The 24,372-nt window shown below is 74.8% G+C and carries 23 protein-coding genes; 9 read left to right on the forward strand and 14 right to left on the reverse strand.

Translation table 11 applies throughout. The annotated features are described in order from the left end of the window. Positions 1-238: 238 nt before the first annotated feature. The 3 genes from B9W62_RS02790 to B9W62_RS02800 form a co-directional block, all read right to left on the reverse strand. The gene (locus tag B9W62_RS02790; RefSeq protein ID WP_087804842.1) at positions 239-1,522 is read right to left on the reverse strand and encodes a PucR family transcriptional regulator; all 1,284 of its coding nucleotides are present in this window, start codon (positions 1,520-1,522) and stop codon (positions 239-241) included. A 120-nt stretch (positions 1,523-1,642) separates the two neighbouring features. Continuing rightward, the gene (locus tag B9W62_RS02795; RefSeq protein ID WP_087804844.1) at positions 1,643-4,456 is read right to left on the reverse strand and encodes a helix-turn-helix transcriptional regulator; all 2,814 of its coding nucleotides are present in this window, start codon (positions 4,454-4,456) and stop codon (positions 1,643-1,645) included. Positions 4,457-4,627: 171 nt separating this feature from the next. Beyond that, positions 4,628-5,560, reverse strand: a complete 933-nt coding sequence (locus B9W62_RS02800; protein ID WP_087804846.1) for a bis(hydroxyethyl) terephthalate hydrolase — start codon at positions 5,558-5,560, stop codon at positions 4,628-4,630. 390 nt (positions 5,561-5,950) lie between these two features. Between B9W62_RS02800 and B9W62_RS02805 the strand changes: the two genes are divergently transcribed. Further along, the gene (locus B9W62_RS02805) at positions 5,951-6,850 is read left to right on the forward strand and encodes a Gfo/Idh/MocA family protein (protein WP_087804848.1); all 900 of its coding nucleotides are present in this window, start codon (positions 5,951-5,953) and stop codon (positions 6,848-6,850) included. 6 nt (positions 6,851-6,856) lie between these two features. Here the strand turns inward: B9W62_RS02805 and B9W62_RS02810 are convergent, their stop codons facing one another. Together B9W62_RS02810 and B9W62_RS02815 are read right to left on the reverse strand one after the other, a co-directional pair. Further along, positions 6,857-7,252 carry a hypothetical protein gene (locus B9W62_RS02810; RefSeq protein ID WP_087804850.1) on the reverse strand — a complete coding sequence of 132 codons (396 nt, stop codon included), beginning with the start codon at positions 7,250-7,252 and terminating at the stop codon, positions 6,857-6,859. A gap of 140 nt (positions 7,253-7,392) precedes the next feature. Further along, positions 7,393-8,292, reverse strand: coding sequence for a GNAT family N-acetyltransferase (locus tag B9W62_RS02815; protein WP_087804852.1), 900 nt, complete (start codon positions 8,290-8,292; stop codon positions 7,393-7,395). Positions 8,293-8,672: 380 nt separating this feature from the next. Between B9W62_RS02815 and B9W62_RS02820 the strand changes: the two genes are divergently transcribed. The 3 genes from B9W62_RS02820 to B9W62_RS02830 all read left to right on the forward strand — a co-directional run bounded on the left by B9W62_RS02820 (position 8,673) and on the right by B9W62_RS02830 (position 11,377). Then, positions 8,673-9,881, forward strand: coding sequence for a glycoside hydrolase family 64 protein (locus B9W62_RS02820; RefSeq protein ID WP_087804854.1), 1,209 nt, complete (start codon positions 8,673-8,675; stop codon positions 9,879-9,881). Positions 9,882-9,951: 70 nt separating this feature from the next. Beyond that, on the forward strand, positions 9,952-11,079 hold the full coding sequence (locus B9W62_RS02825) for a PP2C family protein-serine/threonine phosphatase (protein ID WP_087804856.1): 1,128 nt from the start codon (positions 9,952-9,954) through the stop codon (positions 11,077-11,079). A 76-nt stretch (positions 11,080-11,155) separates the two neighbouring features. Then, the gene (locus B9W62_RS02830) at positions 11,156-11,377 is read left to right on the forward strand and encodes a hypothetical protein (RefSeq protein WP_087804858.1); all 222 of its coding nucleotides are present in this window, start codon (positions 11,156-11,158) and stop codon (positions 11,375-11,377) included. A gap of 93 nt (positions 11,378-11,470) precedes the next feature. Here B9W62_RS02830 and B9W62_RS02835 read toward each other — a convergent pair whose 3' ends face one another. From B9W62_RS02835 to B9W62_RS02850, 4 genes are all read right to left on the reverse strand, one after another. After that, positions 11,471-11,947 carry a DUF5709 domain-containing protein gene (locus B9W62_RS02835; protein ID WP_087804860.1) on the reverse strand — a complete coding sequence of 159 codons (477 nt, stop codon included), beginning with the start codon at positions 11,945-11,947 and terminating at the stop codon, positions 11,471-11,473. A 72-nt stretch (positions 11,948-12,019) separates the two neighbouring features. Beyond that, positions 12,020-13,525 carry a hypothetical protein gene (locus tag B9W62_RS02840; RefSeq protein WP_087804862.1) on the reverse strand — a complete coding sequence of 502 codons (1,506 nt, stop codon included), beginning with the start codon at positions 13,523-13,525 and terminating at the stop codon, positions 12,020-12,022. A gap of 161 nt (positions 13,526-13,686) precedes the next feature. Further along, positions 13,687-16,065 (reverse strand): glycoside hydrolase family 65 protein, encoded by a 2,379-nt coding sequence (locus B9W62_RS02845; RefSeq protein WP_087804863.1) that lies wholly within the window; start codon positions 16,063-16,065, stop codon positions 13,687-13,689. Beyond that, a complete protein-coding gene (locus B9W62_RS02850) occupies positions 16,062-16,802 on the reverse strand; it encodes a beta-phosphoglucomutase family hydrolase (RefSeq protein ID WP_087804865.1) in 741 nt (246 codons plus the stop codon). The genes B9W62_RS02845 and B9W62_RS02850 overlap by 4 nt, the downstream gene beginning before the upstream one ends. A gap of 53 nt (positions 16,803-16,855) precedes the next feature. Here B9W62_RS02850 and B9W62_RS02855 point away from each other — a divergent pair, with 53 nt between their 5' ends. Continuing rightward, a complete protein-coding gene (locus tag B9W62_RS02855; RefSeq protein ID WP_179235314.1) occupies positions 16,856-17,533 on the forward strand; it encodes a nucleoside/nucleotide kinase family protein in 678 nt (225 codons plus the stop codon). 5 nt (positions 17,534-17,538) lie between these two features. On the opposite strand, the gene B9W62_RS40075 is transcribed toward B9W62_RS02855, so the two are convergent. After that, complete coding sequence (locus B9W62_RS40075; RefSeq protein WP_179235315.1) at positions 17,539-17,712, reverse strand: hypothetical protein; 174 nt, start codon at positions 17,710-17,712, stop codon at positions 17,539-17,541. A gap of 352 nt (positions 17,713-18,064) precedes the next feature. Here B9W62_RS40075 and B9W62_RS02860 point away from each other — a divergent pair, with 352 nt between their 5' ends. Beyond that, entirely contained in the window at positions 18,065-18,982 is a 918-nt protein-coding gene (locus tag B9W62_RS02860; RefSeq protein ID WP_179235316.1) for a MurR/RpiR family transcriptional regulator, read from the forward strand. A gap of 301 nt (positions 18,983-19,283) precedes the next feature. Continuing rightward, on the forward strand, positions 19,284-19,664 hold the full coding sequence (locus B9W62_RS02865; protein WP_179235317.1) for a hypothetical protein: 381 nt from the start codon (positions 19,284-19,286) through the stop codon (positions 19,662-19,664). 23 nt (positions 19,665-19,687) lie between these two features. On the opposite strand, the gene B9W62_RS02870 is transcribed toward B9W62_RS02865, so the two are convergent. Both B9W62_RS02870 and B9W62_RS02875 read right to left on the reverse strand, forming a co-directional pair. Beyond that, positions 19,688-20,179 (reverse strand): flavin reductase family protein, encoded by a 492-nt coding sequence (locus B9W62_RS02870; protein WP_087804868.1) that lies wholly within the window; start codon positions 20,177-20,179, stop codon positions 19,688-19,690. Between the two features lie 18 nt (positions 20,180-20,197). Next, complete coding sequence (locus tag B9W62_RS02875) at positions 20,198-21,031, reverse strand: ATP-grasp domain-containing protein (protein WP_087804871.1); 834 nt, start codon at positions 21,029-21,031, stop codon at positions 20,198-20,200. 169 nt (positions 21,032-21,200) lie between these two features. Here B9W62_RS02875 and B9W62_RS02880 point away from each other — a divergent pair, with 169 nt between their 5' ends. Together B9W62_RS02880 and B9W62_RS02885 are read left to right on the forward strand one after the other, a co-directional pair. Further along, positions 21,201-21,935 carry a TetR family transcriptional regulator gene (locus B9W62_RS02880; RefSeq protein WP_087804872.1) on the forward strand — a complete coding sequence of 245 codons (735 nt, stop codon included), beginning with the start codon at positions 21,201-21,203 and terminating at the stop codon, positions 21,933-21,935. 194 nt (positions 21,936-22,129) lie between these two features. Further along, positions 22,130-22,552, forward strand: a complete 423-nt coding sequence (locus tag B9W62_RS02885; protein ID WP_087804874.1) for a Zn-ribbon domain-containing OB-fold protein — start codon at positions 22,130-22,132, stop codon at positions 22,550-22,552. A 7-nt stretch (positions 22,553-22,559) separates the two neighbouring features. Here B9W62_RS02885 and B9W62_RS02890 read toward each other — a convergent pair whose 3' ends face one another. Both B9W62_RS02890 and B9W62_RS02895 read right to left on the reverse strand, forming a co-directional pair. Then, a complete protein-coding gene (locus B9W62_RS02890) occupies positions 22,560-22,967 on the reverse strand; it encodes a PPOX class F420-dependent oxidoreductase (protein WP_087804876.1) in 408 nt (135 codons plus the stop codon). Positions 22,968-23,049: 82 nt separating this feature from the next. Then, entirely contained in the window at positions 23,050-24,231 is a 1,182-nt protein-coding gene (locus B9W62_RS02895; RefSeq protein ID WP_087804878.1) for a MalY/PatB family protein, read from the reverse strand. Positions 24,232-24,372 lie beyond the last annotated feature (141 nt).

Genomic DNA, 24,372 nt, shown 5'->3' on the forward strand with positions numbered 1-24,372 from the left:
AGGCTTCTGCTCTCCCGCAGACACCCGGACAGCGGACGTGCTGGGCCTCCCGGCGCGCGGAGACCTCCGGGGGACGCCAGGCTCCGGGAGCCTCCGCGGCTGCCCGGATCAACAGGCCTTGGCGGCGTGCCGGTTCCGGGTATCTCCGGTCTCACCCGCGCATGCGGGGCCCGGGGCTCCCCGGAGAGCCCGGATGCTGTGCCCGCCGCCCCGCTCCGTCGGTCAGTCGCTCAGTCGGTCAGTCGGTCAGGACCCGGTGGGCCGTCAGGGCCAGGCTGAACTCGACGAGGTCGGCCGGGCGGGTCAGGGAGCGGCCGGTGAGTTGTTCGCAGCGGCGGAGGCGATTGAGGACCGTGTTGCGATGGCAGTAGAGGCGCTCACCGGCACGCTGGGCCGAACCGTCGCAGTCGAGCCACGTGGTGAGGGTGTCGAGGAGCACCTCGCGGTCGCCGGGCTCCAGGCGGAGCAGTGGGCCGAGGACCTTCTCGGCGAGGGACCGGCCCAGCTCGGGGCTGGAGACGACCAGGGCGGCGGGGAGCTGGTCGGCCAGTCGCACGGTGCCGCCCGCCGCGGGGCAGATGGCCAGGGCGGTGTCCGCGAGTTTGCGGGCCGCCCCGACGGCGGCGAGTCCGTCGACCGGGCTGCCGACACCGATGCGGAGGCCCGGGACGGGGACGGCGGACGCGGTGCCGGGCTCGTGCGGGTCGGTGAGCCCCTCGTCGGCACCGACCAGCACGATCCCGTAGTCGGCCTCCGCCCCGGCGTGCCAGTGGACGCGGCTCCCGGCCGGTACGGCGGCGGCGCGGGCGGCCGCGGACCCGGCAGGCGGTCCGCCGGTGACGGCGACGACGGCGTACCGGCCCTGTTCCGGGAGGCCGAGGGCCCGCGCGGCCTCGGGCAGGTCGGCAATGCGGCCGGTGCCGTCGAGCAGCCCTGCCGCCAGCAGCCGGGCCCGGTTCTCGCGGCGCCGGCCGATCTGCCACTCGGTCTGCCGGTAGGCGTCCGCGACGAGGGTGCAGTGCTCGTCGACGAAGTTCCACACGTCGGCGGCCACGTGCACGAGAAGCCGCACGTCCTCCGGGGCGGCCCTGGACGTCTCCTCGACCAGCCGCTGCCACACCAGCGAGCCGCCCAGCCGGAAGGCGTGCAGCAGGGCGTCCAGCGGCAGCCCCTGCTCGGCGCGGACGGCGCCGATCCGCCAGGAGCAGCGGCGGGCCGCGTCCCGGGCGCCGCGCGGGTCGAGCAGCGAGGCCACGCTGTGCCGCAGGGAGCGGTGAGCCTCCTGCCAGGTGGCGGAGGGGTCCTTGGCGAGAGCGGCCCGGTACGCGGGCTCCTGCTCCCGCAGCAGGGCGGTCAGCCGGTCGGTCAGGTCGGGCAGGTCGTCGAGCAGGGCGCGGGCGGCCCGGTGCAGGACCCGCAGGGCGTCGGCGTCGATCAACGACGTGACGCCGGGTGTCCGCGGGCGTGGAACGGGCGTCAGCCCGGTGCGGATCGCTGCTCGTGACCGTACGGCGTGCTGCATCGCGGTCCTCCCCGGGGCAGGGCTGGCGGAGGCGCCGCGCCGCGACGGGCCGTCCCGCCGCGCCGGGCCTGCCCCCTGACTCGTCCTGCCCCGAAGGATGGCATACCGTCCGGTCGGTCCCTAGTGTTGTGCACCGGTCTTTTCTTGCGGCCCGGCCCGTCGGACCTCTCGGGCCCCCTGGACCTCGTGGGCCTGCTCGGCCTCCCCCACCATCCGGGCCAGCTCCAGCCGGGACCGTACGCCGAGGGCGGCGAAGACCTTGCGGAGGTGGTAGTCGACGGTGCGGGTGCTCACGCCGAGGGCCAGCGCGGCCTCGCGGTTGGTGGCGCCCTCGGCGACGTGCCGCGCGATGCGCAGTTGCTGCGGGGTCAGGAGGCCGAGGCGGGCCGGTGTTCCGGTACCGGTGCCCTGCGGGGCCGCCCCGAGGGCGCGCAGTTCGTCGCGTGCCTGTGCGGCCCAGACCCCCGCTCCGCAGCGCTCGAAGCCGGCCAGCGCGGTGCCGAGCCGCCCATGGGCCTCGCGCGGTCTGCGGCGCCGGCGCAGCCACTTGCCGTACAGCAGCGCGGTGCGGGCCCGCTCGAAGTCGCCGCCCGCCTCGTCGTGCCGGTCGAGGGCGCTGCGGTAGAGGGCGTCGGCGTGCTCCGCGGGGGCGAGGAGGGCGTGGCAGCGGGCCAGCTGGGCCGCGGCCTGCGGGTCGGCGCCGAACGCCGCCCAGCCGGCGAAGTCGGTGAGGACCGCGCGGGCGTCCTCGTGGCGTCCGGCGAGCACCGCGGCCTCCACGAAGCAGGGCACGGCCAGCCGCCACACCGCGAAGTGGCCCCGCCCGGGCCCGGGGAGGACCAGGAGCCCGAGCCGGTCGGCGGCGTCGAAGGGACGTCCCCGGCCGAGGTCGGCGCGGGCCGCCGCCCACTGGGCGAGGGTGGCCGCCTGTGCCAGTCCGTGCCGGCGGGCGGTGTCCAGCGCGGCCGTGACGTGCCGGGCGACGACGTCAGGTTCCTCCTCGATCGACGCGGCGAGCGCCAGCACCGCCCGGTGGTGGGCCGCCGTGTTGCGCTGCCCGGTCCGCAGCGCGGTGCGCAGCCCCTCCTCCGCGTGGGTACGGGCCTGTGGGTGCCGGCCGGCGCGCAGTTCGGCGTAGGCGAGGTACTCCAGCGCCTGCGGGACCAGCGTGTCCGACCCGAGCTGCCGGGCGGCGGCCAGGGCCCGGGCCCCGCCCCTGCGGGCGGCGTCCACGTCCCCGAGCAGCAGCGCGGCCGCCGCCGAGCGCAGCAGTGCCTCCGGCCGGTCCTCGGTCCTGCCCCGCTCGACCACCTGCCCGAGCGGCGCCCCGGCCCGGTCGAGCCGTCCTTCGAGCAGCGCCCGCATGCCGACGCGGTGGTCGTGCACGACGGCGGCGGGGTGCGCCACGGCGCTGCGGGCGCCGGCGGGCCCGTCGCTCCCGGGTGCCGGTCCCTCCGCCCGGTGCGGCGGTTCGGGGGCGAGCGTGGCCAGGCACGCCGGCAGGTCGCCCGCCGCCCAGGCCGCGTCGGCGGCGGCCAGCGCGGCGGCCGCGGCGTCGGCGGGCGCGTCCGCGGCGAGCAGGGACGCGGCCAGCAGCAGGGACTGGTGGGCGTCGCCGACCGGGCCGTCCCTCAGTTCCGTGACGCCGCGCACCAGCTCGGCCCGCCCGCGCACGGCGGCGGGTGCGGCGCGGTCACGGGCCGCGGCGAGCAGGGGGCGGGCCCGTTCGGGGCACCCGGCGAGCAGGGCCTGCTCGGCCGCGGCGGTGTACCGCTCGGCCCGTCGCGCGCCGTCGGCCGTCAGCTCGGCGGCACGGGCGTACGCGGTCGCGCGCAGCCCGTGCGAAGCGGGCACCGCGCCGTCGGCCGCCACCGCGGCGAGCCGGTCCGCCACCGCGACGAGCCGGTCCGCCGCCGCGGGGGCGGGCTCCGGGCCGCCCAGGGACCACGAGCGGTGCAGCAGACCGGTGAGCCGGTGCCCACCGCCCTCCAGTACTTCGGCCAGCGCCCGGTGCACGGCGCGGCGCCGTTCGGAGGTGGCGGTGGCGTGCACCGTACGGCGGACCAGCGGGCTGCGGAAGCGGAACCGGTCGCCGGCCAGGACCAGGTGGTCGGGCACCGGTTCCGCACCGGCGCCGGGTCCCGGCTCCGGCCGCAGGCGCCGCAGGGCGTCCTGGACCAGTCCGGCGTCGGCGTCCGTGCCGTCCGTGCCCTGTCCGGCCGCCGCCACCGTCAGCAGCAGGTCCCGTGCGTGGGCGGACAGGCCGCTCGGCGCGCCGCCCGCGACCTCGGCGAGGGCCGCCGCGTCGGCCAGCGGACGGGGCAGCGGCCGGTGTCCGCGCAGCTCGGCGGGTGAGAGCCGGCGCACGAGGGCGACGAGGAGGGCCGGGTTCCCCTCGGCCTCGGCCAGCAGTTGCTCGCGAACGGCCGGGGCGGCGGCGCCGTCGGTCGCGTCGTCGAGCAGGGCGGCGGCTCCGGGCGGGGTCAGCGGGTCCAGGTGGACGACGGGCAGCCGGGCGAACTCCGGGGGGACGGGGCGGTCCGAGGCGACGGAGAGCAGCAGGCCGACCCGGTCGGCGGTGCTCAGGCGCCGCACCGCGCGGCCGAGCGCGGTCCGGGCCGGCGCGTCCCACAGGTGGGCGTCGTCCGCACACACCAGCACGGGCGCCGCGGCGGACGCCGTCCGCAGGGTGTCGAGCAGGTGCCCCACGGTGACGTGCGCGCCCGGGTCGGGACCGAGGTGGAGCACGGGACCGGCCCGGAAGGAGCGGGCGGCCCACCGGAGCAGAGTGGTGCGGCCGAGCCCGGGTTCGCCGGCCACGAGGAGGTGGCCGCCGTGGTGGGGCAGCCCGTCCAGGAGCGCGCGCAGCGCCTCGCGTTGAGTGCTCCGGCCGTGGAAACGCACGGCCGTACGTACGGTCGTCTCTCCGGTCATCTGCGGGAGGTTACGCGCGCGTAACCGGAGGCGGAAGGCAGCGATCCGCCCGCGCCCGCCCGGGCATCCGCGCCGTCACCTGCGGCGGGACACTCGGGCGGGCGGCAGGGGCACTGTGCCGGCGCCCAAGGGGCTCCGGTCCCGGTCGTGCGCCGGCACAGCGGTCCGGGGTCAGGAACCGTGCGGGCAGTTGCCCCGGTACTCCTCGATCGTCAGGCTCGGCCGGGGCAGCGGGCACAGGAACTGCTCGTAGCGGGTGTCGTTGTCGATGAACCGCTTGTGCCAGGACACGCTGTACTTCGCGATCGTCGTGTTGGACGTGTTGGGCGAGAAGTGGGTCGCGCCGTTCAGCTCCAGGTAGGCCCGGTCGGTCGCGGAGGGCAGGCCGGAGTAGAACGGCTCGGCGTGCGAGGCGACGGGGGCGATCGTGTCGCCGTCGGCCCCCACGACCAGCGTCGGGGTGCTGACCTCGGGCCAGCTCTTGTCCAGGTTCCAGGGGGTGAGGGGGATCGCCGCCTGGAGCGACGGCCGGGACTTGGCGGCCTCCAGGGTGCCGCCGCCGCCCATGGAGTGGCCCATGACCCCGAGGCGGCTGCTGTCGATCCGGCCGCGGACGGAGCTGCGCTCGGTGAGATAGTCCAGGGCGGCCAGCAGTTGCCGGCCGCGTGAGTCGGGCTGGTCCAGCGTGGTGTTGGTGTCGATGGTGAACACGACGAAGCCCTGGGAGGCCAGCCGCGGTCCGAGCCAGGCCATGGAGGACTGGTACGCCGTGAAGCCGGGCGCGATCGCTACGGCGCCGAAGGTGCCGTCGCTCGTGCTGGTCGGGTAGTAGATGGTGCCGCCGCCGAAGCCGGTGACCGCGAGGGAGGAGACGCTGGTGTCGGCCACGGAGTAGGGGCCGCGCAGCGCCTCGATGCTCGACTCGGTGGGCGCCGGACCGCGCTCGTACGGGTTGTCGGCGGCATGGGCGCCCGGGCCGGTGAGGGTGCCGAGCGCGACGACCGCGGCCACGGCGGCCGTCACGCCGGCGAGGCGCCGCCGGACGCCGCGGAAGGCGGGGCGTGAGGCGCCGGGGGCGGCGTGGGGGTGGGGGTTCTGCTGCACGAGGGATGGTCCTCTCGGTCGTGGCGAGCGGCCGGCCGGTGATCGCACACGGCCCGGAACGCGTGGGGTCGCGTCCCGGGACATCCGCCGGGCGGGCCTCGCCGGTGGGTTGGCGCTGCCACTGTCGAGCGGCGGGACGGGCGGGGGGATCGGCAATATCACCGGTCTCGTACGGGACGGGCCGCCGCGGTGGGGTCCGGCACGTCCTCCCCCGCGTTCCGCCGTCCCCGCTGCCGGACGCACCGGCCTCCCGGCCGCTCACGCCCGCCGCCCTGTCCGCACGGCCCGCCGGTGTGGCACGCTCGACGGCGGCCGGGGTGTCGCACGCCGGCGTCATGGAGGATCGTCGGCGGGCCCGTCCGCGGGCCGGCACCGTGGAGAGGCGACGGGATGCGCATCGGACTGCTCGGCACCGGCCCCTGGGCGGACATGGCACACGCCCCCGCCCTGGCCGGGCACGACGACCTGGACTTCGTGGGCGTGTGGGGCCGCCGCCCGGACGCCGCCAAGGAAGTGGCGGAGCGGCACGGCACCCGGGCCTACGACGACGTCGATGCCCTGCTGGCCGACGTGGAGGCCGTCGCCGTCGCGCTGCCTCCGGCCGTGCAGGCCGAGTTGGCCGTGCGCGCGGCGCGGGCCGGGTGCCATCTGCTGCTCGACAAGCCGCTCGCGGCGACGGTGGCGCAGGGGCGGGCCGTGGTGGACGCGGTACGGGCGGCCGGTGTCGCCTCGGTGGTCTTCTTCACCACCCGGTTCCAGCCCGAGACCGAGGCGTGGATCACCCGGCAGGCCGCCGGGGACGGCTGGTTCACGGCACAGGCCCAGTGGCTGGGTGCCTTGTTCGGGGACGGGGACGGAGGCGGCGACAGCCCGTTCGCCGCCTCGCCGTGGCGGCGGGAGAAGGGCGCACTGTGGGACGTGGGGCCGCATGCCCTGTCCGTGCTGCTGCCGGTCCTGGGTGACGCCCGGCGCGTGACGGCGGCCGCACCGGGGCCCGGAGACACCGTCCACCTGGTCCTCGACCACACGGGCGGGGCGTCCAGCACGCTCACGCTCAGCCTGACGGCGCCGCCCGCCGCGGCGGGCGCCACGGTGGAGCTGCGCGGCCGGGCCGGGGTGACGCTGCTCCCGGAGACGACGGAGGGTCCGGTGCCCGCACTGCGGCGGGCCGCGGACGCGCTGCTCGCCGCCGCGGAAGGCGGACGGCCGCATCCGTGCGACGCCGCGTTCGGACTGCGCGTCACCGAGATCCTCGCCGAGGCCGAGGCCCTGCTGACCGACGGGAGGTGACCCCGCTCAGCCGTCAGCCCCCTCCGCCGCCGCCTCCCCCTGCTCCTGCTCCTGCTCGAAGGGTTCGTCGCTCCACCGGAACCAGGCCCGGTCGCCCTCGATGTGCAGCAGGAACTCGGCGACCGGGCCGTCGGGTGACACCAGCCGCACCCGGCGTTCGATCTCGGCGCTGACCGCCTCCCACGCGGCCCGGTGCTCGGCGCCGTCCCGTTCGACGAGGGCGAGTTCGCGGGCGAACAGGTCCCGTACGGCGCCGTAGGCGGGCCCGGCCCTGAAGCGCCCCGACAGCCAGGGGAAGTCGGCGTCCTCGATCAGGATCTCCCCGATCTCCGCGCCGGTTCCCTCCTGTCCCCCGGTGTCCGGCACCCCGCGCACGTGCCAGGTCTCGCCCTCGAACCCCATGCCGCCTCCGCCGCGCCCGCGTCGTGATCACCCTGCGGGCTCAGCATGCCACTCGCCGCCGGCACCGGGCCGGGTCGCCCCGGCCCGGTCGTCCGGTCCGGTCGTCCGGTCCGGTCGTCCGGCCCGGTCGTCCGATCCGGTCAGCGCGCGGCTTGCGCGGGGCGGAAGTTGATCCTCTCCCGCACGACCGGGTAGCCGGCCTTGGCGAAGTTGGCGGCCATGGGGTGGTTGCCCCGGTCCGTCGCGGCGGAGACGAACTCGGCGCCCCGCTCGGCCAGGAAGTGGGTGCACTCGGCCAGCAGGTCGAAGGCGTAGCCGCGCCCGCGGTGTTCCGGCAGGACGCCGATGAAGCCGACGCACGGGCCGGACGGGTTGTGCGCGGGGATGTGCATGCCCGCGAGTTCGCCCTGCGGGGTGTACGCCAGCTGCCACCACTCCCGCGGCGACGGGCACCAGTGGAAGAAGTCGAGCTCCGCCTGTGCGGCCCGGTCGAGCCCGCCCTCCGCGATGTCCATCAGCGCGTGGACGTCGAGAGTGGCGGAGTGGATGCGGCGCAGGGCGTCGAAGAACACCGCGTCGTCGGCCTCTGGGCGGAAGTCGAGCCGGCCGGGCCGCTCGGGGAGCCCGCACTCGGGGGTCCACCGGTACAGGAAGCGTTCGACGAGGAGTTCGTACCCGGCCGCCCGCGCGGCGGCGTAGCGCGCCTCGGTGGCGGTGCGCACGGCGGCGTCCTCGCGCCAGGTGCCGGGCGGGTTCAGCTCGAGTTCGACCTGCCAGGGCGCGGTGCGCAGGAGTTCGGCTCCGGCGTCCTCCTCACCCTCGGCCACGTCGAACCAGTTGACGGTGACGGGTTCGGTGTCGTCGGGGCCGCCCCACCAGGCGGCTCGGGCGACCACGATGCCGTCGCGCAGGGCGACCCGCTTCCAGTCGGGGCGGTGGCGGGTGCGCCGGTGGCCCTCACGGGCGTCCAGCGGGTCGGGCAGGGTGTCGAAGAGATGGGCGTCGCTCGCGTCGAGCGCGCGGATGACCAGATCGGTCACGGATTCCTCCGGGAGAAGGACGTGTGGTGCGCTCCCGGTCAGTCGAGGTACGCCGGGACAACGGGGAGGGAGCGCGAAAACGAGGTGAACTGCACGGCTCTGCCCTCCTTCCGTCGGTCTCAAGGCGTCGGCCACACACTACGAGACGCCCGGGGATTCCCGCCACCGGTTTTCGGGCCCGGATTAAACAGTCCTTAAACAGCGGTTAAGCGTTCCTCCGCGCGGCCGGTTCGCCCCAACTCCCAACTGGGAGAACGGGTTTGGTGCCGAATGCCGGAGGTTGGCCGGACCGCCGGCGCTGCATAGCATCGGCCCACGCGGTGAGAGCGCTCTCAGACCTCTCGCACCGTCCTGCCCCGATCACTCTGGAGATCCCCCACATGACTCCTCGTCACCAGCGTCCGCTCGCCCGCCGCAAGCTCCTCGTCGCCCTCGGCGGCATGGTCGTGGCCGCCCCCGTCGCCGCCGCCGTGGCGCCGCACGCCCTGGCGGAGGCCGGCGCGGACGACGCGGCACCCGAGGCGAAGGCCGCCGGCGGCCTGCCGCTGACGATCGTCAACGGCACCGGTACCTTCGGCAACGCCGACGTGCACGTCTACATCGTCGGCAACGTGGACGGCCGCCAGGTGCGGGTCACACCCGAGGGCACCGTCTCCCCCGTGGCCCTCTCCGACAACGGCGCCGACGGCTGGACCGACTACGCGATCGGCCTCGCCGGCGGCGGCGAGACCAGGCTGAACCTGCCCCACCTCTCCGGCCGGATCTACGTGTCCCTGGGCGAGAAGCTGAAGTTCAAGGTCGTCGAGGACGGCGCGGGAAACGCCGCGCTTCAGTACCCGGCGGGCTGGGTGGAGTCCGATCCGAACTACGGGGTGCTGCACGACTGCGCGGAGTTCACCTACAACTCCGCCGGAATGTTCTGCAACACCACCATGGTCGACATGTTCAGCGTGCCGCTCGCCATCCGGCTGACCGGCGCCCGGGACCAGACCACCGGCACCCTTCGTCCGGGCGGCCGGTCGGCCGTCTTCGACGCGGTGCGCGGGATCGAGGAGTTCGCGCCGCTGGTCGTGGACGACACCCGGGTGATCGCGCCCGGCCACGGCCTGGACGCCGGTCTGTTTCCCAAGGACTACCTCGCGCCGTACATCGACGAGGTGTGGAGCACCTACACCGGCAAGGACCTCAGGATCACCACCAACGCCGGCACCTTCACCGGCCGGGTGCGCGGGGACCGGCTGACGTTCGACGGGCCCGCCCAGGTGTCCTTCGCCAAGCCGTCCACCCGGGACGTCCTCTTCTGCGACGGCAACCTCGCCGCCCCCAACGACGGCACGACCGGTCCGGTCGCCGCGGTCCTCGGCGCCGGGTTCAACCGCTCCACGCTGGTCTCCTCGGCAGGCCAGCCCACGACCGACCCGGCGGCGTTCTACGGCACCGCGCTGACCAACCACTACGCGAAGGCGGTGCACGCGGCCACCGAGGACGGCAGGGCGTACGGCTTCGCCTTCGACGACGTGGCGGACTTCGCCTCCTACATCCAGGACACGGCGCCCACCGGCTTCCGGCTGACACTCGGTGCCTTCTAGACCCGTCCGGGAAGGGCCGCCGGGCCGCCCTCCACGTGCGGGCGGCCCGGCGGCGTAGGAGCGTAGGGGTGTGCGAAAGGTGTCCGCCCCGCCGCGCCGGGGCGAGGACCGGCGGAGCTGGCTGAGCGGGGCGCCGCCGCCCCGCTGGGTGCGCGTACTGCCGCCGGCCCTCGTCGCGGCGATCTGTGCGGCCACCCTGCTCAGCGACGAGCCCCTGGAGATCGGGTTCCTGCTGGGCGCCATCCCGCCGCTCGCCGTACTGTCCTACGGCCCGCTGGCGACCGCCGTGCTGGGCGGTGTGGTGATCGCGCTGCTGCACATCCCGGCCCTGCATCTCGACCGGCCGGGCGACGCCGACCTGCTGACCATCGTCTTCGTCGCCGTGCTCAGCGTCTTCGTGTCCTTCGTGCGCAGTCGCCGCGACGCCCAGCTGGGGCTGGAGCGCACGGTGGCGGAGGCCGCCCAGCACGCCGTCGTGCCGCCGCTGCCCGAGCGGGTGGGGGCGGTGCGGTGTGCGGGGCTGTACCGGGCGGCACAGCGCGGCACCCTGGTCGGGGGCGACTTCTTCGACGTGCGGGAGGGCCCCTTCGGCGTACGGGCGGTGATGGGCGACGTGCAGGGGCACGGCCTGTCGGCGGTGTCGACGGTCGCCTCGCTGCTGGGGGCGTTCCGGGAGGCGGTGCTCGACCAGCCGGACCTGGCGGCGGTGGCGGGGCGCCTCGACCGCAGGCTGCTGGTGGACTCGGCGGACGCGCGGCGCGCCGAGCTGTTCGCGACGGCGGCGCTGCTGGAGTTCTCCGCCGACGCCCGCGAGGTGCGCGTCGTCGTGTGCGGCAACCCGCCGCCCCTGCTGCTGCGGGGCACGGACGCGGCGGAGCTGGAGGTCTCGCCGTGGACGCCGCTGGGGCTCGGCCTCGCGGACGCCGGTTCGATCGAGGCGTGCACGGTGTCGCTGCGCCCCGGCGACCGGCTCTTCCTGGCCTCGGACGGCGTGGTCGAGGCGAGGGGCGCGGACGGCGCGTTCTATCCGCTGGCGGAGCGGCTGCGCACCTTCGCGGGGGCGGATTCGGCCGCGCTCCCCGACCTGGTCTGGGCGGACCTCGCGCGCTTCTGCCCGGACGTGCAGGACGACGTGACGATGCTGGTGCTCACTCCCTCCGCGCCGGCGCTCCGGATGCGCGGGCCGGTTCCGCATTGAATGGTGTTATCGGGATATTCGGGACCGACAACAGCACGGCACCGAAGCAGCGATCCGGATCCGAGGAGCACTGATCATGTCGACGTCACAGCCCGACGCCTCCCGACCCTCCGAAGACCGCGCGGGCGACGACCGCGCCACTCCGGACGACCTGCTCCACGCCCGCACCGGGACGGACGTGTCCCCGGAGGACCTGGTCCTGGCGGCCGGCCGGGACGTCACCCCGCGGAACCTGGAGTGGGCCAGGCGCAAGCTGGCCGAGGAGGGCCCCTCGGCCCTCGACAAGCTGCTGCCCTGACCGCCGGGAGCCCCGGCCGGACGAAGGCGTCCCGGCCGGGGCTCCCGGCGTCGTCCTGGGCTTCCGGCGTCGTCCCGGGCTTCCGGCGTCGTCCTAGGATTCCGGCAGCTCCGTGTCGTCCTCGACCACGTGCACCGCGGCCTCCTCGGCGCCCGCGGCTCCGCCGTCGATGCCGACGTCCTGCGCGACGGTCTCCTTGGTGGTGTCGGCGCGTACGCCCTCGTCGGGGGCGACCAGACGGCCGGCCCGGTCGCCGCCGGCCTCCGGGTCGACCGGTTCGCCCTCGCCGTCGGGTGCGTCGCCGACGCCGTCCCCGTCGGGCACCGACACGTCCGGCACCTCCTCGGCCAGCCGTTCGTCGAGGGTCTCGCCGTCGTGCTGCTCGGCGGCCGTGGTGCCGTGCTTGGTCACGCCGAGGGGCTTCTCCGGCGGTGAGTAGCCCTCGTCGAGCGTGTCGTCGTAGGTCCGCTCGTCGACGGCGTCCTGGAGGTCGAGGGGCGCGGCGTCCTCCTGCTCCTCGTTGGTTCCGGTGGGCTGGTAGACGTCGTCGGCCATCGGGTCCGTGCCCATCGCTGCCTCCCTCTCGCGCTGCGTCGGCTCGGTCGTCTCGCTGTCCGGTTCGCGTTTCCCGATACGCGATCTCTAACCCGGGGGTGCGACGCGGATCTCCAGGTCGGTGACCCGGTGCGGGGCCCAGTCGCGGGCGTAGCCGGGCGGGGTGCCGCCGGGGCCGGTGAGGTCGGCGACCGGGATGCGCCGGGCGGCGTCCGTGATCTCGGCGGGGGTGGTGTTCTCGTTGTTGCCGCCGGTGGCGCCGGAGGAGCAGCCCGTGTAGTAGCCGACCGGGATGGACTCGTGCCCGGTGACCAGGCAGGGCGGGCGGACGCCGAGGCGGTGCAGTTCGCCGGCGACGCGGGCCCAGTCCTCGCGGCTCTCGACGTTGCGGTGCACGGTGCCCACGAGCACCGAGAACTGGACCGCGAGGTGTCCGGCCACCGCGAGCGCGACCAGTGTCGCGGCCACCGGCCGCCACCGGTCCCGGCCGGCCTTGACCAGGTGCCACAGCGCGTCGGCGACCGGGACGGCGAGCAGGGCGTAGGCGGGCTGAAGGAAGCGGGGCGCCGCATAGCCGATCATGAACAGGTACGGCGCCGCGGCCGTGACGGCGCAGGCGAGGGGGAGCAGCGTCGCGGTGGCGCGGCGGGCCCGGACCGCGACGACCGCGTCGAGGACGGCGACGACCGGGAGGAGCAGCCACCACAGGGTGACGACCGGATGCGGCATCGATCCGGTGCACGGACGGCACAGTCCCCGTCCGCCCAGGCTGCGCATCTGGTCGTCGACGGCGATGTTCCAGCCGAGGCCGCCCTGGATCTCGGAGGCCCGGGAGAGCCGCTCTCCTAGGCCCCCGTACCAGGCGTACGCCTCGACCGCCCATTCCCCTCCGCCGGCCGCCAGGCCCCCCGCCAGGGCGAGCAGCAGCGGCCAGTGGCGGCGTGCCAGGACGACGGCGAGCAGGGGCAGGACCACCCAGACCGCGTCGGTGGGCCGCATCAGCGCCATCAGCACGGCTCCGGCCGCCACCCCCCACAGGGCGCCCCGCCCGGAGTGCCCCCGGCCTGCCCGCAGGGCGCGCAGGGCGCAGCCCACGGTGACGAGCGCGCCGATGGCGACCCAGTAGTTGGGCATGGCCTGCGGGCCGTAGAAGAGGGTCACCCACAGGGTGGCGAAGAACGCGCCGGCCGTGGCGAGGACCCGGGCCGGGAACAGGCCCTTCCAGGCGCGCAGGGCGAGGTACAGGCCCAGGCCCGAGAGGAGGGCGAGGTAGCCGCGCAGGAGTCCGGTGGAGTCCGACCAGGAGGCGACGGGTGCCGCCAGCAGGGGGACACCGCGGGAGCGGGGCGCGCTGAAGAAGGCGGCCGGGTGGTGGGTGGTGACCTGGCTGACGTACACGATCTCGTCCCAGCCGAGGCCCATCGTGGGGTGCACGAAGACCAGTTGGGACAGGGTGAAGAGGCCGGCCACCGCCAGGACCGGCGCCTCGCCGCGCAGCCGCCCGCGGGTGCCGGACGTCCCTGCCGTCCCGCCGCCGGGTCCGCCTCCGCGTCCGCGTCCGCCGACGAGGATGGCGTTCGCGCCGTCGGCCATCGTGCACCCCTCACCCCCGCGCGTCGCGGGGCCGCTCGTCGCTCACCTCCTGCCGCCGGTGGCTGGAGCCCGGGATCCGCGGGAGTGCGGTGTCCGGGAAAACATGGTCAAACTAACCCGCTTGCCCCTGATCCGCAGGGCGGATCTCGGCCAGTCGCTTCTCATCCGTCGCCGGGGACCGGCCGTTCGGTGACGCCCGGGCGGCGGTGCGGCGGCTGTTCGGGCGTCGGCCGCCACTTCGGCGCGGAGACGCCGAGCGTGACGGGCTCGTCCCCGTCCACGTGCACCTCGGTTCCGTGGTGATGGATCGTCAGGGGCGGCCCGGCCAGCAGCGAGTACGAGGCCCGGTCGGGGCCGATCTCCACCTGGAGGCACCGGCCGCGGAACTGGAGCCGGAAGGCGAGCCGGCTGAACTTCTCGGGCAGCCGTGGGGTGAAGCGCAGGCTGTCGCCGTCCCGGCGGGTGCCGCCGAATCCGGCGACCAGCGCCATCCACGTGCCGGCCAGCGAGGCGATGTGCAGTCCGTCGCGGGTGTTGTGCTCCAGGTCCGCCAGGTCCATCAGGGCGGCCTCGGTGGCGTAGTCGTAGGCCAGGCGCAGGTGGCCCGTCTGGGCGGCGACGACGGCCTGGCAGCAGGCGGACAGGGAGGAGTCCCGCACGGTCAGCGGCTCGTAGTAGGCGAAGTTCGCGGCCATCTGGTCCTCGTCGCAGTGGGCGTCGAACCAGCTGCCGCAGGTGTACATGGCGAGCACCAGGTCGGACTGCTTGACGACCTGCTTGCGGTAGACGTCGAAGTACGGGAAGTGCAGCATCAGCGGGTACTGGTCGGCGCCGGTGTTCGCGAAGTCCCAGCGCTGGTGGCGGGTGAAGCCGGCGTGCTGCTCGTGGACGCCGATCTCGTCGTTGTAGGGGATGTGCACGGCCTCGGCCGCGTCCCGCCAGGCGGCGCTCTCCTCCTCGTCGACGCCGAGCCGGGTCGCCTCCTCCGGGTGGCGTTCGCACACGTCGGCCGCGGCGAGCAGGTTGGCGCGCGCCATGAGGTTGGTGTACGTGTTGTCGTCGACGACGGCGCTGTACTCGTCCGGTCCCGTGATGCCGTCGATGTGGAAGACGCCGTGCGGGTCGTGGTGGCCCAGCGAGCGCCACAGCCTGGCCGTCTCCACCAGGAGTTCCAGGGCGGTCTCGCGTTCGAAGTCGAGGTCGCCGGTCGCCGCCGTGTAGCGCACCGCGGCGTGCGCGATGTCGGCGGCCACGTGGAAGGCCGCGGTGCCGGCCGGCCAGTACGCGGAGCCCTCCGAGCCGTCGATGGTCCGCCACGGGAAGGCGGCGCCGCGCAGCCCGAGCTGGGCGGCGCGGTCGCGGGCGGCGGGCAGGGTGGCCTGCCGCCAGCGCAGCGCCTCGGCGACCGCCTTGGGCGCGGTGTAGGTGAGGAGGGGCAGCACGAACATCTCGGTGTCCCAGAAGGCGTGGCCGTCGTATCCGGAGCCGGTCAGTCCCTTGGCCGGAATCGCGCGCTGCTCGGCGCGGGCACCCGCTTGCAGCACGTGGAACAGGGCGAAGCGGACGGCCTGCTGGATCTCCTCGTCGCCGTGCACCTCGACGTCCGCGCGGGCCCAGAAGTCGTCGAGGTACTCCCGCTGTTCGCGTACGAGGCCGTCCCAGCCGCCGTGGGCGGCGGCGGCCAGCGCGGCCTCGACCTGGTCGCTCATCGCGGGCCTGGAGCGGGCGCCCGACCACCCGTGGGCGACGGTCTTCTGCACCCGCAGCCGCTGCCCCGGGTCGAGGACGGAGGTGATGGTCAGGCGGGACACGTCCGTGTTGCTCTCGCTGCTGGTGGTGATCTCCCCGGGCGCGTCGACGACGTGGTCGGCGGCCACGGCGACCCTGAGGCCGCTGCGCCGGGTGCGGTGGACCAGCCGCAGCCGGGAGCCGATGGCCAGGTCCTCCTCGGGCTCCAGCGGGGACTGGAGCGCCTGGGCCGCCCGGGGGTCGCCGTCGGCGCCGGGCAGGCTCTCGTTGGCGACGAGTTCGGACTGGATGACGATCCGGGTGCGGTCGTCGACGGGCTCGACCTCGTACTCCACTGCGGCGATGGCGCGCTGGGTGAGGGAGACCAGGCGGGTGGAGCGCACCCGGACGGTCGTACCGGCCGGGGAGGTCCACTCGCAGCTGCGCTCCAGCACGCCGCGCCTGAGGTCCAGGGTGCGTTCGTGCTTGCCGAGCCGTCCGTAGCGCAGGTCGAAGGGCTCGTCGTCGACCAGCAGCCGCAGCAGCTTGCCGTTGGTGACGTTGATGACGGTCTGGCCGGACTCCGGGTAGCCGTAGCCCGCCTCGGCGTAGGGCAGCGGGTGGAGTTCGTAGACGCCGTTGAGGTAGCTGCCGGGCAGGCCGTGCGGTTCGCCCTCGTCGAGGTTGCCGCGCCAGCCGACGTGGCCGTTGGACAGGGCGAAGACGGACTCGCTCTGGGCGAGGAGGTCGAGGTTGAGGGCGGTCTCGCGCACCCGCCAGGGCTCCACGGTGTACGTCCGGTTGGTGATCACGCGTGGCCCCCCAGTTCGGCGAGGTCCTTGACGACGCGGTCGGCGCCGTGGGCGTAGAGGGCGTCGGTCTGGCCGACGCGGTCGACGCCGACGACGTAGCCGAAGTGTCCGGAGCGGCCCGCGTCCATGCCGGCCAGCGCGTCCTCGAAGACGGCGGCGCGGGACGGTTCGACGCCGAGGTCGCGGGCGGCGGCCAGGAAGGTGTCCGGATGTGGTTTGCCGGGCAGTTTCCGCTCCCGGGCCACGACGCCGTCGATCCGCACGTCGAACAGGCGCTCGGCGTCGATGGAGTGCAGTACGTCCCGGGTGTTGGCGCTGGAGGAGACGATCGCGGTGGCCAGACCGGCGGCGCGGACGGCGTCGATGTAGCGCAGGGTGCCCTCGTAGGGCTCCACGCCGTCGGTGCGGATCTTCTCCAGGAGGAGTTCGTTCTTGCGGTTGCCGACGCCGTTGACGGTTTGCGCGTCCGGAGGGTCGTCGGGGGTTCCCTCGGGCAGCTCGACGCCGCGGGAGGCGAGGAAGGAGCGGACGCCGTCGGCGCGGGGGCGGCCGTCGACGTACTGGTCGTAGTCGGAGTCGGTGAAGGGGCGGAAGCCGGCGCCGTCCCGCTCGCGCAGGAAGGCGTCGAACGTCTCCTTCCAGGCGGCGGCGTGCACCACCGCCGTCCTGGTGACGACCCCGTCGAGGTCGAAGAGGCAGGCCTGGATGTCGTCGGGAAGTCCGAGCTGCGTCGTCATACCCCCACAGTTCCCCGCCGGGGCGGCTCCGATCAGGTGACACACTGTGCGGTGTGTCGCTGACCTTCGAGGACCTGCTCGCCCGTGCCCGCCGGCTGCCCCGGGGCGGGCGGCGCGCGATCCTGGGCATCGCGGGCAGCCCCGGTGCCGGGAAGTCGACGCTGGCCGGGCATCTGGTGCGGGAGCTGAACGGCACGGGTGCGCCGTGGGTGGCGCACGTGCCGATGGACGGCTTCCACCTCGCCGACGTGGAGCTGGACCGGCTGGGCCGCCGGGACCGCAAGGGCGCGCCGGACACCTTCGACGCGGCGGGGTACGCGGCGCTGCTCGACCGGCTGCGCGCGGAGGAGGACGGAGACGTCGTCTACGCGCCCGGCTTCGAGCGGGTGCTGGAACAGCCCGTCGCCGGGGCCGTGCCGGTGCCGCCCTCCGCCCGGCTGGTGGTGACGGAGGGCAACTACCTGCTGCTGGAGTGCGGTGCCTGGGCGCGGGTGCGGGCCCGGCTCGACGAGGTGTGGTTCTGCGCTTTGGAGGAGTCGGAGCGTGTCAGGCGGCTCGTGGCGCGGCACGAGCGTTTCGGCAAGTCCGCCGCGGACGCGGCCGCGTGGGCACTCGGTCCCGACCGGCGCAACGCCGACCTGGTGGCCGCGACCCGGCACCTGGCCGACCTGGTGGTACCGGCTCGGGCGGTGCCGGACGTGCGGGGATCCGCGTCCTCAGCCCCTGGGTGACGCGGTCACTCCTCGTCGAAGTCGTCGGGGCGGACGTGCGCCTCTTCGAGGGCCTCGCGCAGGGTACGGCCGGTGCCGCCGGGCGGACGGGGCTCGTCCTGCTCACGCTCGCGCCGGCGCCGACCGAGAACGTCGTCGGTGGTGTCGGTCTTCGGCCGGTTCTCTTCCGGGACGGTCATGACGTCGGCTCCTCGTCCGTGTCTGCGGGTCCTTCCGTGACGGCGGGTTCCCGGGCGACGCGGTGCTATCCCCGTCCGGGGTGATGCGGCCCCGTCGGGGGTAATGCGGTCCCGTCCGGGGTGATGCGGCGCGGCGCCCTGCGGGGCGGCGGTGAGCGCCCCGTCCGGGGCCCCGGCGGGGTGCGGTCCCGCTCCCCTGGGGAGGGGACATGCCGGCTCCGACCCGGCCACCGCCATGCCCCTTTCCGGCGGATGCCGAGCCCGTGGCGTCCCGGCGGCCCCGGCTGCCGGGCGCAGCGGTTGGGCTATGTTGACCGTCGTGGGAGACATGGGAGACAAGGGAGGCGCACCCGTGCCATCGCCGCAGCAGGCACGCGCACAGGCGTCGGCGATCACCTCGGGGCGGGCCGCCCCGCAGTCGGAGATCTCCCCCACCTCCCGGCTCCGGACGCTCTTCGACCGGCCCCGGCTCTCCCCGGGACAGCGGCGCATCGCGCAGTACCTCATCGAGCACCTCACCGAGGCGGCGTTCCTGTCGATCACCGACCTGGCCGACCGGGTGGGTGTGAGTCAGCCGTCCGTGACGCGGTTCGCCTCGGCGGTCGGCTTCAGCGGCTACCCGGCGTTGCGGGAGCAACTCCAGGCGATCGCGCTGGGCGGCCGGGGCGGGCCCGCGGCCGAGGAGTACCGGGGCAACGAGTTGCAGGCGGCGGTGGACGCCGAGATCGAGAACCTGGAGAACCTGCGGCGCGACTTCGCCGACGCGGACCGGGTGATCGACGTGGGCCGCAAGCTGGCCGCCTCGGTGCCGCTGACCGTGCTCGGGCCGCGCATCTCCGTCTCGCTCGCCGAGTACTTCGCCTACGCGGCCCGCCGGGTCCACCCCGACGTGCGCCTGGTGACCCGGGGCGGCACGGTCGCCTACGACGCCCTGCTCCAGTCCCGGGAGGCGGGCGGCACCTGGGTGCTGGCCTTCTCCATGCCCCGGCACGCCCAGGAGACCCTGGGCGCGGTGCGCGTGGCCCGCGGCGCCGGGCTGAAGGTGGCGCTCATCACCGACCTGGCGCTCGGCCCCCTCGTGGACGAGGCCGACGTCACCTTCGCCACCGGTACGGGGTCCCGGCTGGTCTTCGACTCCTACGCGGCGCCGGGCGTGATGTGCGCGGCGCTGCTACAGGCGATGACCGACGCCGATCCGGAGCGGACGCAGGCGCGGCTGGAGGAGTACGAGCAGGTCGCGGAGCAGCACCAGTTCTTCCTGCGGGACTGAGCCGCCCGGCGACCGGCCGGCGCGGACGGGCCGTCCCGTCACAGCAGACATGAATGTTTTCATACGTCTTGCAAACCGGATGGCATATATAAATACTGCTCACGGATCGCGACCCGGCCGCCCCGGACCGCGTCCGCACCTGCCGCGAGCACCTCGGCCGCCGACTCCCACCCGCTCCGGCGCACCGGGTGTTCCGGTCGGGCATCGCCTGCGCGAGCGCCCGCGGCGGTCCCGGTCGTCCCCTGGACCGGGGCCGCCCCCACCCGTCGCCCACCCCGTCGACGCCGCACACCCGGAAGCGATGATCATGCCCCTGACGACCACGCGCATCAGCCCGGACTGGCCCTGCCAGGTCAAGACACCCGGCAGCTACGACTGGGAACGCTCGGCCACCAGGTGGCTGCGCGAGCTGGTCCCGGCGCGCTACGCCGGCTATCCGGCGCTCATCCGGCACCCGGTGCTGCTCGCCCGCCATGCGCAGATCCAGGTCCAGCACGAGATCCGGGTGGCCCGCACCGCGCTGCGGACCGCCCGGGCGGACCTGCCGCGGCTCGGCCTGCACGAGGCGGCCATCGAGCACACCATCAAGCTGTACGCGGCGGAGGTGCTCCAGTTGCAGCACATCGCGCGCAGCGTACGGGCCGTCACCGAGGCGCTGGCCGAGCGGGCCACCACGCGCTGACCCGTGCCGACGGCGGGGGCGCGTCAGTCGACGGGGTGTCCGGGCCGGACGGTGCGGGCGTCGGCGAGCCGCAGCAGCGGCCCGGCGGAGGTCTTCCCCCGCCCGCCCCACTCGACCGGCTCCAGGACGAAACCGACGTGGTCGCCGCCCGCGATCCGCTCCACGACCCGCCCGACGAACCACGCCTCGGCGTCCGCCAGTACGGCGGCCCCCGCGTACCCCTCCCGCCAGCGGACCCGGTCGAACTTGTCGACGTCGTCGCCGGTCAGCCCGCCGAAGATCTCGGCGGTCTCGCGTTGGCCCCGGGCCAGCAGGTGGACCGCCAGGACGTCGGCGGACCGTGCGACGCGGAAGGTCCGGTTGGCGTCGGAGATCCACACGGCGTAGCGCACGGGCCGGATGGAGCACTGCGAGGAGAAGCCGACCAGGCAGCCGGCCCGCTCCCCGTCCGCGGCGGCCGTGACGACGCACATGTCCGGGTCGAGCCGGTCCAGGAACACGTCCATGGCGGCCATGCTAGGCGCCGGGGCGGATCAGGTGGCGAGCAGGCGTCGCAGGGCCGTGCGCAGGGCGGCGACGAAGGCGTCGCGGGCCGGCTCGTCGAGGGCGTCCAGGGACAGGTAGGGGTTGAGGTCCTCCAGCTCGACCAGCAGCAGCTCGCCGCCCGGGGCGCGGCAGGCGTCGACGCGCTGGATTCCGTGGTCCACGCCGTTCCATTCGATGAACCGCCGGGCGAAGTCGAGGTCGGCCACGGTGGCGTCGTACGGCTCCAGCTGCCAGCGGCGGTCGGGGTGCGGCGCGTGGAGGGCGTACTGGTAGTCGTGGTCGACGAAGTAGAAGGAGACCTCGTAGGCGAAGTCGACGCGCGGCTGGACGAGCAGGTCCCCGGCACCGGCCAGCACCTCGGGCACACGGCCCGCGGGGACGATCCGCAGGCCCGCCGAGTCGGCGCCGCGCCTGGGCTTGACGACGTACTCCTCCGCGTCGGGCAGCCGGTGCAGGTCCTCGGCGCGGTCGACGGTGGGGATCACCGGGAAGCCCGCGGCGGAGAGGTCGAGCAGGTACTGCTTGCCGACCATGTCCGCCCGGCCGGTGAGCTGGTTGTAGACGCGCGTCCCGCGTTCGGTCGCCCGCTCGCGGAAGGCCTCGTAGGCCGCCTCGTACCCCTGCACGGGCCCGCTGTTGCGGACGACGACCGCGTCGAAGGCGTCCAGCAGCGCGGCGGCGTCCCGGGGATGGCACAGGGCCAGGTCGAACTCCTCGCGCAGCCGCGAGGACAGGTGGATGTCCTCGTCGCAATAGCGCCGTCCGCGCGCCTGATAGGCCAGGTCGGTGACGTACAGGAGGCGGGGGCGGGTGGACGGCATACGGAACTCCTCCGAGGCTGATCGGAAGTGATCGTATGCGACCGGCGCGACGCGTCGACAGGTGCGGTCAGGTCCAGAAACGTGCGGACCGGTCCAGGAAGATGCACTCAGTTCCCTCCTTTCGCTGCACTGAGTGCCACCACTTCGCCGGGCTGCTACGTTCCCCTTCATGAGCACCAGCAGCGCGGCTCCCCGCCGCGGGGACGGGACGGACCCGGCGGAGGTCCGGCCGCCGATGCGCGAGGCGCTGGTCGCGGCGGCGTTCCGGCTCTTCCTCGAACGGGGATACGAACAGACCACCGTGGACGACATCGTCGCCCTCGCCGGCGTCGGACGGCGCTCCTTCTTCCGGTACTTCCCGTCCAAGGAGGACGTGGTCTTCCCCGACCACGAACGGTGCCTGAGCGACATGCAGGCGTTCCTGGCCCGCTCCACGGCGGACGCCGACCCGGTGCGGCGGGTCTGCGACGCGGCCCGGCTCGTGCTGCGCATGTACGCCGAGAACCCGGCGTTCTCCGTCCAGCGGTACCACCTCACCAAGAAGGTCCCCGGGCTGCGCGCCTACGAGTTGTCGGTGGTGTGGCGCTACGAGCGCGCCCTCGCCGAGTATCTGCGCGGGCGGCTGGGCGGGCGCCCGGACGGGATCCTGCGGGCCGACGTGATCGCGGCCGCGGTGGTCGCGGCGCACAACAACGCCCTGCGGTCCTGGCTGCGTTCGGACGGCCGCGACGACGCGGGTGCCGCCGTGGACCACGCGCTGGCGTACGCGCAGTCCGCCTTCGGCGACGTGCCCGTGCCGCCCCGCGGCACCTCGCCCGAGGACGTGGTGGTCGTGGCCGCGCGCCGCGGGACGCCCCTGTGGCAGGTGCTGCGGGAGATCGAGGACGCGTTCGCGCGCGACTGACGGGCGGGGGACGGCGGGGCGACCGCGGCTCGGCCACGAGCCGCCCGCTCCAATCAAGGGTACCGAGTGCCTTTACGAGTGACACTGAGTGCCATACGCTGTGGTCCGTGCACGGTGGCACGGTGAGCCGCGCACACGCGTGCCCGGTGACCGCGCACGCGGGATTCCGGCCCGAGTGCAGGGAGTTGACCAGCGTGTACCACTCAGGAAACGTCGCTCAGCAGGCGGCCGGCCCCGCGACGGGCCTGCTCGACCCGAAGGCCGAGGGCCGGGCCCCGGAAACCGAGGCCGTCTTCTACCAGCGCTGCACCTGGTGCGGAACCGCCATGTACCACCGGGTGCTGTGCCCGGTCTGTCGCGGCAGCGAGCTGCGGACGGAGCGCAGCGAGGGCACCGGGACGGTGCGCCACGCCACGGTGGTGCACCGCAACACCCCCGCCGCGCGCAATGTCTCCCTCATCGAGATGGCCGAGGGCTTCGTGCTGCGCGGCCGGGTCATGGGGCCGCTCATCGGCATCCACAGCGGCGACCGCGTGCGGCTGTCCACGGCCAAGGACCCGGTGCGCGGCGAGCCGGTCTTCCAGCTGGTCGACGAGCCGTACCGGGCCTGGACCTGAGGGCCGGTCAGTTCCCGGGCGGCGGTCCGGGAGTGAGCGTGATGCGGATGCCCAGGGTGCCGTCGAGTCCCCTGCGCAGCCGGCTGCCGAAGAGAGTGAGCAGGCCGACGACGCGGTACTTGCGGATCAGCAGCTTCCGGTAGCGGGCGGTGGTGGCGGGGTCGCAGATCTCCGCCGTGCCCGGGACCTGGTCGCCCGTCGGCCTGCCGCGTACGTCGCAGGGGCCCACCAGGACGTCGGCGCGGTTGCGCACGCGCTTGACCTTCCAGGAGTCGGCCACCGTCCAGACACCGAGCGCGTCGCCGTCCCGCACGACCCACACCGGGGTGGCGACCGGTGTGCCGTTCTTCCGGTAGGTGGTGACCAGCAGGTACTTGCCGGAGCCGAGCCGGTCCAGTGACGCGTCGTCGTCCATGCTGCGGAAGTCTAGGCGCCCCCGCGCCGGCGCCCCACGTCGCCTGCGCCTCACGCCGCCCGCGCCCCACGTCGCCCGCGCCTCACTCCAGGACCGACGCCATCCTGCGCACCGCCTCCGTGAGCATCTCCGGCGAGGTCGCCAGGTTCAGCCGTACGTGCCCCGCCCCGCCGCTGCCGAAGGGGATGCCGGGGCTGAGGGCCACCCGGCCGCGGTCGAGGAAGACCTCCGCCGGGTCGTCGCCGAGGCCGAGGGCGCGGCAGTCGAGCCAGGCGAGGTAGGTCGCCTCCCCGGGGCGGTGGACGACTCCCGGCAGTCGCTCGGCGAGCAGGCCGGTGAGCAGCCGCCGGTTCTCGTCGAGCCCGGCGAGCACGGCGTCCAGCCAGGCGGTGCCGTCGCGCAGGGCGGCGGTGTGGGCGAGGACGCCGACATGGCTCGGCCCGTGACCGACTTCCTCCGGCATCCGCGCCAGGTCGTCGGCGGCACCGGGTCCGGCGACGGCCAGGGCCGCCTTGAGGCCGGCCAGGTTCCAGCCCTTGGACGCCGACATCAGCGAGAGGCCGCGCTCGGCGCCCGGCACGCTCAGGTAGGGCACGAACCGCGCGTCGGGGGCGGTGACGACCGGGGCGTGGATCTCGTCGGCGACCACCCGGACGCCGTACCGCTCGGCGAGGGCGGCGACGGCCGCCAGTTCGCCGGCGGTGTGGACGGTGCCGGTCGGGTTGTGCGGGCTGCACAGCAGGAAGGCCGCCCGGCGGCCGCCCGCGACGGCCCGCCGGAACTCCTCCTCCAGTGCGCCGAGGTCGATCCGCAGGTCCGGGCCGAGCGGCGCCTCGGCCACGCGCCGGTCCAGGTGGGTGACGAACTGGTAGAACGGCGGGTACACCGGCGGGTTGACGATCACCGGGTCGCCGGGCCCGGTGACGAGCTTGAGCATCTCCACCACGCCCAGCATCACGTCGGGCACGATCGCCGTGCGTTCCACGGCCAGGTCGTCCCAGCCCCACCGCTTGGCGGCGAAGGCGGCGAGGGCCTCGGCGTAGGCGGTGCCGACGGGGTAGCCGGTGTCGCCGAGTTCCATGGCCTCGGTGACGGCCCGTACGACGGGTCCGGCCGCCGGTACGTCCATCTCGGCCACCCACAGCGGCAGTACGTCCGCGGGGTAGGTGCGCCACTTCAGGCTCGTGCGCCGGCGCAGCTCGTCCGGCGTCAGCGCGCGCAGGGGGTTCGGTTCACCGGACTGGTCCCACGGAATGCTGGTCATGGGGCCAAGATAGGTCGCCGCGGCGGCGCGGGGAACCGGACACCCGCCCGGTGAACACGGAGGGTCCCGCCCCCGTATGGGAGGGGGGCGCTCGACGTCCGGAGGCCCCCGCGGCGGCGACGCCGCGCGGTCGGTTCCGGG

The sequence above is a fragment of the Streptomyces sp. CS113 genome, from assembly GCF_002188365.1.
Classification (GTDB): Bacteria; Actinomycetota; Actinomycetes; order Streptomycetales; family Streptomycetaceae; genus Streptomyces; species Streptomyces tendae.